This window comes from Faecalimicrobium sp. JNUCC 81 (assembly GCF_053667625.1).
In genome coordinates this window covers 615,359-629,184 of record NZ_CM132203.1, presented here as the reverse complement: position 1 = coordinate 629,184, position 13,826 = coordinate 615,359, and the positions used below count along the sequence as shown (strand labels likewise).

General features: G+C 27.6%; 13 protein-coding genes. 1 reads left to right on the top strand and 12 read right to left on the bottom strand.

Annotation, left to right across the window (positions count from 1 at the left end; genetic code table 11):
- Nucleotides 1-264: 264 nt before the first annotated feature.
- Together JNUCC81_RS03090 and JNUCC81_RS03085 are read right to left on the bottom strand one after the other, a co-directional pair.
- Nucleotides 265-786, bottom strand: a complete 522-nt coding sequence (locus tag JNUCC81_RS03090) for an amidase domain-containing protein (RefSeq protein ID WP_454095265.1) — start codon at nucleotides 784-786, stop codon at nucleotides 265-267.
- Between the two features lie 19 nt (nucleotides 787-805).
- Nucleotides 806-1,492: a PdaC/SigV domain-containing protein gene (locus tag JNUCC81_RS03085; RefSeq protein WP_454095264.1), complete on the bottom strand. Its 687-nt coding sequence runs from the start codon at nucleotides 1,490-1,492 to the stop codon at nucleotides 806-808.
- A 205-nt stretch (nucleotides 1,493-1,697) separates the two neighbouring features.
- Here JNUCC81_RS03085 and JNUCC81_RS03080 point away from each other — a divergent pair, with 205 nt between their 5' ends.
- Nucleotides 1,698-2,693, top strand: coding sequence for an LCP family protein (locus JNUCC81_RS03080; protein WP_454095263.1), 996 nt, complete (start codon nucleotides 1,698-1,700; stop codon nucleotides 2,691-2,693).
- A 59-nt stretch (nucleotides 2,694-2,752) separates the two neighbouring features.
- On the opposite strand, the gene JNUCC81_RS03075 is transcribed toward JNUCC81_RS03080, so the two are convergent.
- The 10 genes from JNUCC81_RS03075 to JNUCC81_RS03030 all read right to left on the bottom strand — a co-directional run bounded on the left by JNUCC81_RS03075 (nucleotide 2,753) and on the right by JNUCC81_RS03030 (nucleotide 13,826).
- The gene (locus JNUCC81_RS03075; RefSeq protein WP_454095262.1) at nucleotides 2,753-4,840 is read right to left on the bottom strand and encodes a family 10 glycosylhydrolase; all 2,088 of its coding nucleotides are present in this window, start codon (nucleotides 4,838-4,840) and stop codon (nucleotides 2,753-2,755) included.
- A 165-nt stretch (nucleotides 4,841-5,005) separates the two neighbouring features.
- Nucleotides 5,006-5,758 (bottom strand): C40 family peptidase, encoded by a 753-nt coding sequence (locus JNUCC81_RS03070; RefSeq protein WP_454095261.1) that lies wholly within the window; start codon nucleotides 5,756-5,758, stop codon nucleotides 5,006-5,008.
- Between the two features lie 261 nt (nucleotides 5,759-6,019).
- A complete protein-coding gene (locus JNUCC81_RS03065) occupies nucleotides 6,020-7,315 on the bottom strand; it encodes a UDP-glucose dehydrogenase family protein (protein WP_454095260.1) in 1,296 nt (431 codons plus the stop codon).
- A 93-nt stretch (nucleotides 7,316-7,408) separates the two neighbouring features.
- Complete coding sequence (locus JNUCC81_RS03060; RefSeq protein ID WP_454095259.1) at nucleotides 7,409-8,161, bottom strand: glycosyltransferase family 2 protein; 753 nt, start codon at nucleotides 8,159-8,161, stop codon at nucleotides 7,409-7,411.
- A gap of 45 nt (nucleotides 8,162-8,206) precedes the next feature.
- Nucleotides 8,207-9,109: a glycosyltransferase family A protein gene (locus tag JNUCC81_RS03055; protein WP_454095258.1), complete on the bottom strand. Its 903-nt coding sequence runs from the start codon at nucleotides 9,107-9,109 to the stop codon at nucleotides 8,207-8,209.
- Between the two features lie 21 nt (nucleotides 9,110-9,130).
- On the bottom strand, nucleotides 9,131-9,880 hold the full coding sequence (locus JNUCC81_RS03050) for a glycosyltransferase family 2 protein (protein ID WP_454095257.1): 750 nt from the start codon (nucleotides 9,878-9,880) through the stop codon (nucleotides 9,131-9,133).
- Between the two features lie 22 nt (nucleotides 9,881-9,902).
- Entirely contained in the window at nucleotides 9,903-11,081 is a 1,179-nt protein-coding gene (locus JNUCC81_RS03045) for a CDP-glycerol glycerophosphotransferase family protein (protein WP_454095256.1), read from the bottom strand.
- A 15-nt stretch (nucleotides 11,082-11,096) separates the two neighbouring features.
- Entirely contained in the window at nucleotides 11,097-11,936 is an 840-nt protein-coding gene (locus JNUCC81_RS03040) for a glycosyltransferase family 2 protein (RefSeq protein ID WP_454095255.1), read from the bottom strand.
- Nucleotides 11,937-11,938: 2 nt separating this feature from the next.
- Nucleotides 11,939-13,090, bottom strand: a complete 1,152-nt coding sequence (locus JNUCC81_RS03035; RefSeq protein WP_454095254.1) for a polysaccharide polymerase — start codon at nucleotides 13,088-13,090, stop codon at nucleotides 11,939-11,941.
- 1 nt (nucleotide 13,091) lies between these two features.
- On the bottom strand, nucleotides 13,092-13,826 hold the full coding sequence (locus tag JNUCC81_RS03030) for a glycosyltransferase (protein ID WP_454095253.1): 735 nt from the start codon (nucleotides 13,824-13,826) through the stop codon (nucleotides 13,092-13,094).

Below are 13,826 nucleotides of genomic sequence, written 5' to 3'. Positions count from 1 at the left end.
TAATTATTTTAGCTAAAATTGAAAAAGGCTATTAATTAAATATTTAATTAATAGCCTTTAAAAGTTAATTTTGAGCGACGAAATAATCTGAGCGAAGGTAAGCGTCATATTGCTACCAACATGAATAAATCTAATCTTGAGCAACGGATGTGGCCGAGCGAAGTCGAAATGACTCGCCAATACATTGCTCAAGTTCCATATCCTTGGCGACACGAGCAAAGCGAATCTTTGAGCCACGTGTGGGCGACACAAGCAACGCTAGTTTTACCAATTATAATATCCTAATATTTTTATATATCTTCTTTCTCCTTCTTTTAAACTTAATGGATAATTAAGTAAATCATATGTGTGTTGGCTTATAAGATAATCAATTAAATACTCTCCTTCTAAAATTATATCTGTAACTATCATAGTATGATATGCTCTTCCTTCATATACAAGCTGAACTATATCTCCTAGCTCAAGCTCATTATAATTAGCTAGCCTTGCATATATACCAAAGTTTTGAGTATTTTCATTGTTATTTCCTATTATATATTTGTAAAATGGTTCTGCTGCTGTCCATGTAGGCGTCCTTGAATATTCACTATACCAGTACCATTTTTTTAGCACATCAGTTCCATCATTATCAAATGGTATGTTTCCAGCTTTTATAGCCTGAGATATAAAATTTGTACAGTCGCCCCCATAATTCTCGTAATTTGCATATGCTGGATTATGTGATAATGCCCACCTTTGAGCATATTCTACTGCTTTTTCTCTATCATACCTTTGTAATTCTTTCATATATATCCCCTCTCTTAAATTAATTTGTTTTGCATATATTATTTATTGTATATTCACTTAAATAATCTTTGTATTCTTCAAATAAAATTTTAAATTCTGTAAAATAAGAACATCTTTTACTCATTTCATAACTAGAAAATGAAACTGTAATTCCATCTTCTTCAATATAAAACACTTGATTATTATCGATACCTAAAAAATCGTCATAGCTATAGAGTGATTCACCATCATTTTCATAGCTATAAACAATTTCATTATCATCTATACTTTCACAAGCTTCTTCTGTATTTTCAATAATTTCTAATATTTTATTATTAATTAAATCTATATAATTAACATCTTGTTTAAATATATCTCTTAATTTAATTTCTTTTTCTAAACTTATATCATAATTATAAGAATTTACATAAGTTATATCGTATAATCCTATTAATTGTGAGAATTCTATAGGTATACTAATAATATTATTTTGATTAAAAGTTACTCTATATTCAGTAATTGCATGAAATATATGGTCGCTAATTCTAAATATACAATTATCTATTTCATAACGCATTATGTCTTTAAAAGCTTTTATATCTTCATGTATTGCTTGATTTATATGTTTAATAATATTATTTTCTTCATATTTAATAACTGGATAGTTTATGTTGTACCTAACCAATTTACCTTCGTCTTCTATCACATATTTATTTATGGATAGCATAAGCATCCTCCTATTCATAGTTAATGTTATTTTAGATACATCACTAAATTTAATTTTGTGTATATTATTTAATATGAATAGTGCAAAGTTTTTGTTATATATTCATTGTATTTTTTTTGTAATACATATTCTATTGAATATATTTGTATATTTTAATATAATAAAATGTATATCATTGAAAAAAAACAAGAAAGAAGGGATTAATTTGTCGAAAAAAAGCAATAAAGGGTTAAAAAGGCTTGTTATACTTTTAATCGTTTTAGTATTAGCCTTCCCTGCTGCCGCTTTTGGATATGTTTATTTTAAATTAAATTCTATACATGACTCTAGTGCAGATCAATCTATATTAGATAATTTAAACTTTAAAAATGAAAAAGGTATAACTAACATATTATTAGCTGGAACAGATGGTAGACCTGGAGAAAAAAACTCAAGATCTGATGCTATGATGATACTTACGGTAGACAATAAAAATAAAAGTCTTAAGCTTACATCATTAGCCCGTGATTCTTATGTTGATATACCAGGACATGGAAAGCAAAAACTTACTCATGCCTACGTATATGGAGGAATAAACTTATTAACTGAGACTATAGAAAAAAACTTTGATTTAGATATACAAAACTATGCTGTAGTTGACTTTTTCTCTTTCATGGATATAGTTGATGCATTAGGCGGAGTTAGCGTCGAAGTTAAGAAAGATGAATTAAAAGAGTTAAACAAATTTATACCTGAGACATATGCTTGGAATGAAAGTTCTGACAAAGGTTCTATAGAATATGTAAATAGTGCTGGAAAACAAACTTTAAATGGATATCAAACTTTAGCATTCTCTCGTATTAGAAAAAATGATACTGCAATGGAAAGAGATAGAAGACAAAGAGAAGTTATTGAAGGTTTAATAAGTGGAGTTAATGATTTACCTATTACTAAATATCCTAATTTAGTTGATACAATACTTCCATATGTTAAAACTAATATGAAACCAACTCAAATACTTGCTCTTGGTGGAAAAGTTTTAAATATAGGGGATCTTAGTGTAAAACAAATGGAATTCCCTATTGATGATGATGTTCATAGTAAAGGCCACATACTAGGCAAAGCTGGTTGGGTTTTAGAATTTAAGCCAGAAACACTAGACGTACTTCACGATTTTATATTTAAAAACATAATGCCTAAAGACAATGAAAAATTAAAATAAATATTAAAAGGTATGAAATAGAATTTGACTTCTAATTTCATACCTTTTTTAATTATAAATTATTTTAATAAGTTTAAAATACTATTAAATGTATTTTGGTTAATGCCTCCACCAACTTGATATACTAAGTTCGTAGATTTTGGTTCTAAAACTGCCTTTTGAGTTGAATTAATGCTATTTCCTCCTAATACTATTGGAGATTTAAGTTTTGCTGCTAAAGGTCCAGCAGCTAATGCATCTACTAATATATCACCTTTTGTTACAAGTACTGAATTATAATTATTATTTGTATAGAATTTTTGCATTACTTTAGCATTAGTTTCATATCTATTTTGTCCATAAATTCTATTGTTTACTATGTTGTTAGTAGTTATAGAGTTTATTTTATTTACAACAGAATTTCCTAAAACTGTTTCTCCACCTATAAAGTAAGCATCTTGTAAGTGATTACTTTTTAACCATTCATAAGTGTCATTATTTAAACTATCTTTATTTGATAATATTATTGGTTGCTTATCTTCACCAGCTTTAGAAGCAATTGATAATGCATCAGCTTCTCCTATTCCACCAGCTATGTATACTTTGTTTATATCCTGAGTTTTACTTATTTCTTTAGCTACATTAAGTGATGTTTCATATCTATTTAATCCACCTACTCTATTTACATTAGCACTTGGGAGTGTACTTTTAACTTCACTTACTATATTATTATTAACTACAGCATTTCCGCCTATTACTATTATATTATTAGGCTTTAATCTAAGTAGTTCAGCTTTAGTAGATTCATGTACATTGTTCTTATCTACTAGTAATATTGGTGCATTTTTAGTAGTTGCAAGTGGTGTTGCAGTTACCCCATCAACTAAAGAGTATGCACTTGTAAGAACTACAGTATCTGAACCATCATTCCATCCTTCTTTACTTATTTTAACTGCTGTATCAAATCTTCTTTCTCCTTCAAGTTTTTTAACTGGAACAGAAGGTATTGGATTATTTATGTATAAATTTTTCATATCTTCTTGTAGTTTAGTATTTCTTATAATATCTCTTGCTGAGAAATATATACTACCTTTTACTTCACTATATTTTCTATTTAAATTTATTTGATCTTTTACTTCTGCCGCTATGTTTTGGTTAGAGTTACTTGCTTCTCCTTGCTTATATACTCCTTGACCTATGTATAAATCAACATTGGTTCCTTTTACTTCATTAGCCCACCAAGGAATTAACTTTGAATAATCAGCAGCTTTTGTTCCTATTGGCCAATATACCTGAGGAGTAATATAATCAACTAAACCTTGTCTTATCCAAGCTCTTGTATCTGCATAATCATATGAGTAACTTTCAGCTCCACTAGTATCTGAACCTGTTGAATCATTTCCTTTATTTCTCCATATACCTCTTGGACTAACTCCAAACCTTACATTTGACTTTATACTTTTAATAGATGACTTAACTTCTCTTAATAAAGTATTTACATTTTCTCTTCTCCAGTCACCTCTGTCTTTTCCATTTCCATATCTATTATATGCATCATCATCGTTTATTCCACCTGTATAGAAATAGTCATCAAAATGTACTCCATCTACATTATACTTTTTTACTACTTCAGATACAGTGTCTACTACATGTTTTCTAACTTCTGGTAATCCTGGATTATATATTAATGATTTTCCATTGTTTAATACCCAACCTGGATTTAATCTTGCTGGATGGTTTGAAGCTAATTTACTTGTGTCAGTACCTGATGTTGTTATTCTATATGGATTGAACCATGCATGAAACTCCATACCTCTTTTATGAGCTTCATCTATTAGAAATGGTAATGGATCATATCCTGGATTTTTGCCTTGCGTTCCAGTTAATACATCTGACCATGGATTTATACTTGATTGGTATAAGGCATCTGCCTTTGGTCTTACTTGCACTACTACTGCATTTATTCCCGTACTCTTTAACTTATCTAATAAATCTGTATACTCTTTCTTTTGCTGAGTTTGATTATTCTTTGTCTTAGGCCAGTCCATATTGTAAACTGTAGATACCCAAGCAGCTCTCATCTCTTCATTAGTTGCTGCAAATGCATCTAAACTAAGTGTTGTAAATACCATAACTAGCGATAACATTAATATTTTTAATTTCCTCATTGCTTCCCCCCATCAAATTTCTTATATTTTCTACAAAGTGTTACAATATAGAGTATACATAAACAAAATATTCTAGTCAAATGATAAAAGTTGATAAATATTTGATACAATTTGAAATTAATAAAATATAAAAAGCAGTAGATAATAAATCTACTGCTTCATATATTATAATATACGTTTTGCGCTTACATATGTTCTTGAATAGTATCCTGAGTTAATCTTATCGATTTTAACATTTTCACCAGGTCTTGGAGAGTGTACCATCTTAGAATCTCCTATATAAATGCCCACGTGATTTATACCATTTCCTGCAGATGAGAAGAATAGTAAGTCTCCAGCTTTTAAGTCTTTTTTACTAACTGACTTGCCAACTTTAGCTTGCTCTCTTGACGATCTTGGTAACTTTACATTTGCTCCATTTTTATATGCATATGAAGTAAGTCCTGAACAATCAAATGCACTAGGTCCTCCAGCTCCCCATTTATACGGTTTGCCCATTTGTTTTTTTGCTATATCTATAGTCTTATCTACTTTAGATATGATTGTATTAGTGTTACTAGTAGAATTTTGAATATTTATGTATGAACCACTAGCCCATCCTACTACTCCATTTGATAGCTTTATTTTATACCATCCATTACTGCCTTTTTCTAATATATTTACAGTTTCATTAGTGTACGCTTTTCCTACAACAGAATGTTTAGTACTTGCTCCACTTCTAATATTTAAATAATCGCATGGCTTGATTTTACCTGTTTGAGTGTTAGATCTTGTATAAGACTGTGATAAAACAGTTTCTTTAGGAAGTGCATAAGATGTTTCTAAATTTTGCCCTATATAAATAAAACTTGAAAGCATTGTTATAGTAATTACTTTAGGTAATACATTTTTAGTAAATTGCCTCTTTTTTATTCCCATAATTCCCCCCTTAAAATTCTAGATAATATAATTTTAGTATATTTTTACATTTTTTTCAATATTTTAATCATATTATATAATTTCAAGACTAAATTTAAATAAAATTATTTTATTCGAATATTCAAAATATGTTACTTTTTTGTAACTGATTAACATGCTGTATTATCTTACATTTAAACTTATTCTACTTTTATTATTTAATAAATAAAGCTTAGCTAATAAGTTTAAGTTTTATTAACTAAGCTTTATTTTAAATCATTATTATCTACCTATAGAATAATATTCAATTCCTAAATTTTTCATTTTATCTAATCTATAGCAGTTTCTTCCATCAAATAATAACGCTCTTTTCATTTTATCCTTATATTTAGATAAGTCATAATCTACTATATCTTTCCATTCTGTCATTATAAAGCAAATTTCAGCACCTTCTATTGCTTCGTCTATGCTTTCTGTATAAGATATAGTATCTTTAAAAATCTTTTTAGTATTTTCTATACCTATAGGATCATATGCTACTACATTAGCTCCTCTTTCTATTAAATACTTAATATTAGGTATAGAAGGCGCTTCTCTTAAATCGTCAGTTCCTGGCTTAAATGTAAGTCCTAGTATTGCTACTTTTACTCCATCAAAGCTATCAATTAGCTTAGACGCTTGTCTTACTAATTTAAGTTTTTGAGCCTCATTTACTTCTATTGCAGCTTTTACAGTTTTAAGCTCATATCCATTGTAGTTTGATAACCAATGAAGTGCTTTTGTGTCTTTAGGGAAACATGAGCCTCCATATCCAATACCTGCTTTTAAGAATTTATCTCCGATTCTCTCATCATAACTCATACCTTTTGCTACATCTTCAATATTTGCTCCAACTATTTCACAAAGGTTCGCTATATCATTCATAAAAGATATTTTAAGGGCTAAAAAATCGTTTGATGCATACTTTATCATTTCTGCACTATTTCTATTAGTAACCACTATTGGTTGATTAAATGGTGCATATATTTCTTCTAATATATCTTTTGCCCATTCACTTTCAACACCTATTACTATTCTAGATGCATATAAAGTGTCTTTTACAGCAGTTCCTTGTGATAAAAACTCTGGATTTGATGCAAGTTCAACTACTACATTATGTACTAGATTTTTTCTTATATATTTTTCAATTTCATCATTAGTTCCAATAGGTACAGTTGATTTAATTACTACTAAAGTATCTTTAGTTATAGTTTGTGCTACTTGTTTAGCTACTTGCTTTATATAATCTAAATTAGCTGAACCATCACTTCTTTCAGGGGTTCCAACTGCTATCATTATAACATCTGCATCTTCATAAGCACTTTTATAATTCGTTGTATAGTCTATTTTACCAAGCTCATAATTTTTAATCATAAGCTCCTCTAAACCTTCTTCATATATAGGTGATATTCCCGATTTCATACGTTCGATTTTTTTTTCATCTATATCAACACATACTACATTGGGATTTCCTACTTCAGCCAAACACACCCCTGTTACTAGGCCTACATATCCCGTTCCAGCTATAGCAATTTTCATGCCTATCTCCTCCAAAAACTCATATTCATTCGTTTTAAGCCACTGTGTGTGCGATAAACTTTTCGCCAACGAGCATGCTTCTTATTCGTAAACCTACATTCTTTTCTTTATTGCATTAAATACATAAAAACAAAATACATATGAACTTTTTACTATTCCTAAATTCTCTACATTTCTATATGTATTCCAAGTTCTTTTTAATGCTTTTATTTTATTACTAGATAAAGAGTCTCCTACTAATCTATAATTAACTAAATCCTGTTCTATTCCATAGGCATATTTTTCTTTTCTAAGTAACTTTAACCATGTTGCAGTATCTTGTCCTCTTCTAACTAGAGGCATATCAAAATCTCCAACAATATGTCGATCTACAACTACTGTAGAACATCCTATTATAGTATTTTTAAGTAAACCTTCATAGTTTATTTTATATGGAGCCTTTGCTATTTTATTAGTTTTTGCTCCATCCTCTCTCATATATCTATATGATGTAAATGTAAATCCTCTATTTTCTTTTAACATATAATTTACTTGAACCTCTAATTTATTCGGTTCCCATAAATCATCACTATCTACAAAAGCTATAAATCTACCTTTTGCATTTTTTATCCCTGTATTTCTACTTACAGATGCACCGGAGTTTTTTTCAAGCTTTATATATTTTATTCTATCATCATTTTTTTGAAATTCTTTTATAATATTAGCAGAATTATCTTTAGAACAGTCATCTACTAATAAAAGCTCCCAATTTTTATATGATTGTTTTTTTATTGACGTTATTGTCTCAGATAAAAATCTCTCAGCATTATATACAGGAGTAATTATCGATACTAAATATTCATTCATAATTTGTACTCTCCTTATATAGTATAAGTACCATACTAACAAGTTTTATTTAGATACTAAATCCTTTTGTTTTATATATTTATAGTATCCTAATGGGAATAATAAAAAACACATCATTTTATCAGATAATCTTTTTACTTCTCCATAATAATTACTCTCTGATAATAAAGAATATCTTGTTAAGTTTATATAATTCTTAATCCACATATATGGATATTTTTTTATTGGATAGGTATTTTGATTTATTAGATATAAGTACTCCACTGATCTACCTCTTAAAGAGCTTTTACTTAACACATTATTTGTTAGTCCATCTTCTAAATATTCTCTTATTATCATGTGTTTATTTATACATGTCACTTTATATGATTTAGATATTTCATTCCATACTATACTCTCTGGTATAAACTTTACATCTTTTCTATCTGGGAATGGATAATCCTTTAGTACATCTGTTAAAAATACTATTGTCTTATCTCCTTTTACACCAAACTTATAATATAAATCTGCAAAATGACATATCTTTTTATCCTCAGGCATTTTTGTTCCTAATGTTGTTTTATCCGGATTGGCGCAAAGACCTACTACTCCACAAAATCCTGTTTTATCTTTAACTTCATTCCACTCTCTATCAACGACCTCTATTGAATCTTTTATTAATCCATCATCGCTATCCACTATAAAGAATAATTCACCGTGTGCATTTTTAACACCTGTATTTATAGCAGTATGTTTTCCACCATTTTTTTTATATATATATCTTATATTTATTTTATTTTCAGCTATAAATTTATCTACTAATTTTTTTGTATTATCAGTACTCCCATCATCTACAATTAGCCACTCAAAATCTTTAAATGTTTGATTTTTTAAATCGTTATATAAATTAGTTAATATATAATCTCTATTGTATGTTGGAGTAAATATAGTAAATCTATATTTATACATTTATTAAGTCGTCCTTTCCTACTAGCTTTTTTTGATTCCATTAATGCCATAGTTTATAAAGTAATATATAGATTTGTGTAGTGGTATTTTTTCAACATTTCTATATATGTTCCACGTCCACATAGCAGATTTTACCTTATTTCCACTAAGTGAGGTACTAGATTTTCTGTATAAAGCTAAAACTTCATTTAAACCATAGGCAACATGACCACTCTTTAAGATAGCTAACCATAATACATAATCTTCATGTCTTACGCCACTCATTTTAACTTCAAAGTTTAACTTTGATTTATCTATTATTACTGTAAGGCATCCTAATACATTTCCTTTTAGTAAAGTGTTATAATCAACACTTTTAGGAACGTTTATTACTTTATCTAACCTATCATTATTTTCATCTATAAGCTCATATGCAGTAAAAGTTATTACATAATTATTTTTATCCATAAAGCTTATTTGCTTCTTAAGTTTATCTTTATCCCATATATCATCACTATCTAAAAAGGCTAAAAATTGTCCCTCTGCATTTTTTAGCGCTATATTACGAGCATGTGAAACACCTTGATTATTCTTAGTCTTTATATATTTTATCCTACTATCATTTTGTGCATATGATTTTGCTATGTCTGAACTATTGTCAGTTGAACAGTCATCAACTATTAGCATTTCCCAATTTTCATATGTTTGATTTAGTACTGATTCTATGGTTTTTTCGATAAATTTTTCAGAATTATACATGGGAGTAATTATAGATACTAAATTCTTCTTCATATTATCTTCCTCATCATTTATATTATTTATTAATTTTATTTACTATCGCGCTGTATATTCTATCACAGTTCTTATTATCATTGTATCTGAAAAACTTATTTCTTTCATTTTTTTGACTTTCTAAAATTTCAAAATCATTATCAATAATTTCTATAAGCTTATCTACAGCCTCATCCTTAGTATAAGCTAGAGAACCAAACATTTCATTATCTAAATCTATATATGAATCTATTTTTTCTTTATACTCATCTATATCAAATTGATAAAAAAGTATTGGTCTATTCATATATAAAAAATCTATAGCTACGCTTGAGTAATCAGTTATGTTTACAGATGATTTTCTTATTTCATCAGCTAAAGTTACACCTTTATCTAAAAATATAATTCTTTTTCCAGTTATATTCTCTCTTATATCATCTATAAATTCATGCATAAGATGATGTAGGTAAAACTTTATATTAACATCTTTTTCTTCTAAAATTTTATTTAACTTTTCATCATTTAAAAAGTTCATTATATTTATAAAATAATCGCTTTTTGTAAAATTATCACCATCAAACTTTATCCAGTCTCTCCAAGTTGGAGTATATAATATATCTCTAGTTTGCGCGACTTCATTAGTTGGAAGATTATCATATCTAGCATTTCCTACTATGCATACATTATCTTTATTCATACCCCATTCATTAACCATAACATTTTCTTCAAACTCTGAACTTGCAGTTACTACATCGTAGCTTTTTAAAAGATTATCTATAATATTTTTTAATCTACCGTCCATAGGTTTTCTCTTTTTAAAACTTATTGTCCCATGGTTTAAATAGACTTTAACTGTAGTTTTGTGGAAATTATTAAGTACTGGAACAACAAAATTATAAGGTGCAATGTCTGCTGAGGGTGCATGAGAAAATACTATAGCTTTTGAGTTATAATAGTATAAATAATTCTCAACGCTTCCTCTTATTAATTTCTTTCCTGGTATTTTATCTAATACCTTACTTTCTTTATTTATAACCCAATATATATCTACATCTTTGTGATTTTTTAACATATATTCATAAAAGAATTTTGAGTTGTCATTATATATGTCTCCTGCATGTCCACCTATAAGCCAAATATTTTTATCTCTAAATTTATTTTTCTTAAATGGATATAATACAAATGCAACTACCATATTTATTAAAAATTTAATTTTGTCCATAAAATATTTTCCTCACTATTTCTTATACGCTCTAAATCCATTTAATCTACCTTTTATAGTAGCACTATGATAATCTCTATTTGAGCTTAGTACAAATCCACCTACATTTCTTACTAATTTAGATGTCATTACTTTTAAAAACTTATAGTCTTTTCTATATACTATTTGCTTTTTACATAATGCACCAAACCCTCTACCATAATTGAAATCTCTTTGGTATTTTTCTTTTGATTTAGAGTGCTTCTTTGCTGGATGATAAATTATATCATCACCAAAATACCTTCCTTTAAATCCCTTGCTTATTAAATCTAGTATATAATCTATCTCTTCTCCAGATCCAAACTCTCCTCCTACACCTAGTTTTTCATCAAACCTAGTGTATTTAAAATCATTAAAGTTAATAAAGAAAGTTATTGAAGTTATAGTGTCTAATACATTTAAACTATTTATGTCACAAGTTCCATCATACATTTTCTTAAATGCATCAATTTTATTTGCATCCATAGTTTTGCAACTGTATATTTTATAATCTTTATTTTCATTAAAGAAGTTTATAACCTTTTCTAAGGTATCATATTCATAAACACAGTCATCATCAGGGAAACCTATAATTTGCCCTTTAGCCTTGTCTATACCTACATTTCTGTTATAACTTAATCCTATCTTATCGCTTTTTATATACTTTATATCTAACTTATCAACGTATTTATCAACTATCTCCTTAACTTTGTTATTATCATTTTGGTCTACTACTATAAGTTCAAAGTTTTTGTAAGTTTGATTTTCTAAGCTGTCCATAAGTAAGTATATATCATCATATCTATTTAATGTTGGCATTATTAATGATATTAACATTACTACCTCCTACTTTTTCTTTTCCACAATTCTATCTCTCTTTTATCATTTAATATCACTTCTTTTATTAGTAATACTATTGCAAAACTAAATGAAGCCTCTAATAATAAATTTTCTGCAAAAGAATATATTAAAAATATAAATAAAACTACTAAATACGCTTTTTTATCTTTCTCTATAAAACTTTCTATACCTTTATACATCAAATACATAAATAGTACGCAAGCAATTACTCCTAGCACACTAATTATATATACATAAGAACTGTCTAATGGATTAGTTGCTTTTATAGCGGGGCTATATGAATTTCCAAAAGGTTTGATAAAATTCCCCTCTTGAGCTAAGTATACATTCCAAAACTTAGGTCTACTTGCTAATAATCTATTTAATGCATTACTTTTATAAAACATCGTACCGATAATTACACTAGATAAAGTAAGTATTATCGGTGATGTCTTTATAAGTATTGATAGTCCTTTTATTTTTTTTATGTCTATCAATCTTATTATTTCTACAAATATTAATCCTGATAATATAGTTAAAAAACCAGTTCTACTATATGTAGTTTGATAAACAAAAAATGCAGATCCAAATAAAATTATTCTATCCCATTTATTATAGTTTTTATATCTTAAGAATATATATGCTGCATATATAGTAACCATATGATAAAATACTGCATTTGGATTACCAAGTCCAAAATCCATTCTTGGAACAAGCACATCTATTTTTTTTATATATCTATAGTGGACTTCCTGATTAAATTCTAATGAAGGAAATAAATTAAATAATAATATAGCTCCTATTAAAAAACATGCAGATATTATTAAATAATTTTTAACTATATATTTATCATCTATTTGCTTAGCTGATACAGCTAATAAAACAATTAATAATATAGCTCCTTCTCTATTTAATATATAAAGTAAGACACAAGCTCCAACTAGCACCATTTCTGTTATACTTTTTCTCTTATCAAATAAAAAAAGTAGCATTAGTATTCCTATTGAAGAATAAAATAACGCTGATTTAATTGTCCCTATATCCATATCTGGGTCAATAAATGATATCATATATTTTCTTAAGATAATAAAAAATAGTGCTGTAATAAAAGCTATTTTTCTCACATTTACCTTTTGTGATAAATCCATCATTTTATTTTCTCCCTTTTAGTCTTAATAAAGTGTTACTTGCAAATATTTTTGAACATTTTACGGTTTTATCTATCCCTTTTAGATGTTTACTTTCTAAGAAATAGCTTCTTTTCTTAGCCCAACTTTTTCCCCACCAATGTATTCCATAAGTATTTTCTGTTATACAATCTGGATAAAAGTCTTCTTTATAACTAAATGGATAAAAATACTCTTCATCATAAATTTTTATAGATTCACTGTAATTATTTCTATCTATTTTTTTATATTTTGTTTCTATCATATAAGTTATAACTTTAGGTATCGTATAAATATCCATACTTAATATATCACTTTCATAGAAATCTAATAAGTCTTTAAGTAATTTATGATTTTTCACAGAACCTATTATAGCTCCATTTGCATACTTCTCATCTTCATAACCGAAAAATATTTCACTTTCTGATAAAATCGGAGTTATATCTTTAAGTATTTGCATATCTGTATCCATATACACTCCACCGTCTTCATAAAGAACCTTTATTCTTATATAGTCAGATATAAATGCCCATAACTTTTTCTTATAGCATTCTTCTAAAAAAACTTTACCTTTTATTTCTTTTTCTATATCAAAGTTTTTTTCATTCCATTCAACTATCTCATACTCTGGTAACTTTTCTTTCCAAGAGTTAATGCATATATTTTCTATATTCCCTTTAGGTCCACCTATCCATACGTAATGAATTTTTTTAGGTATCAA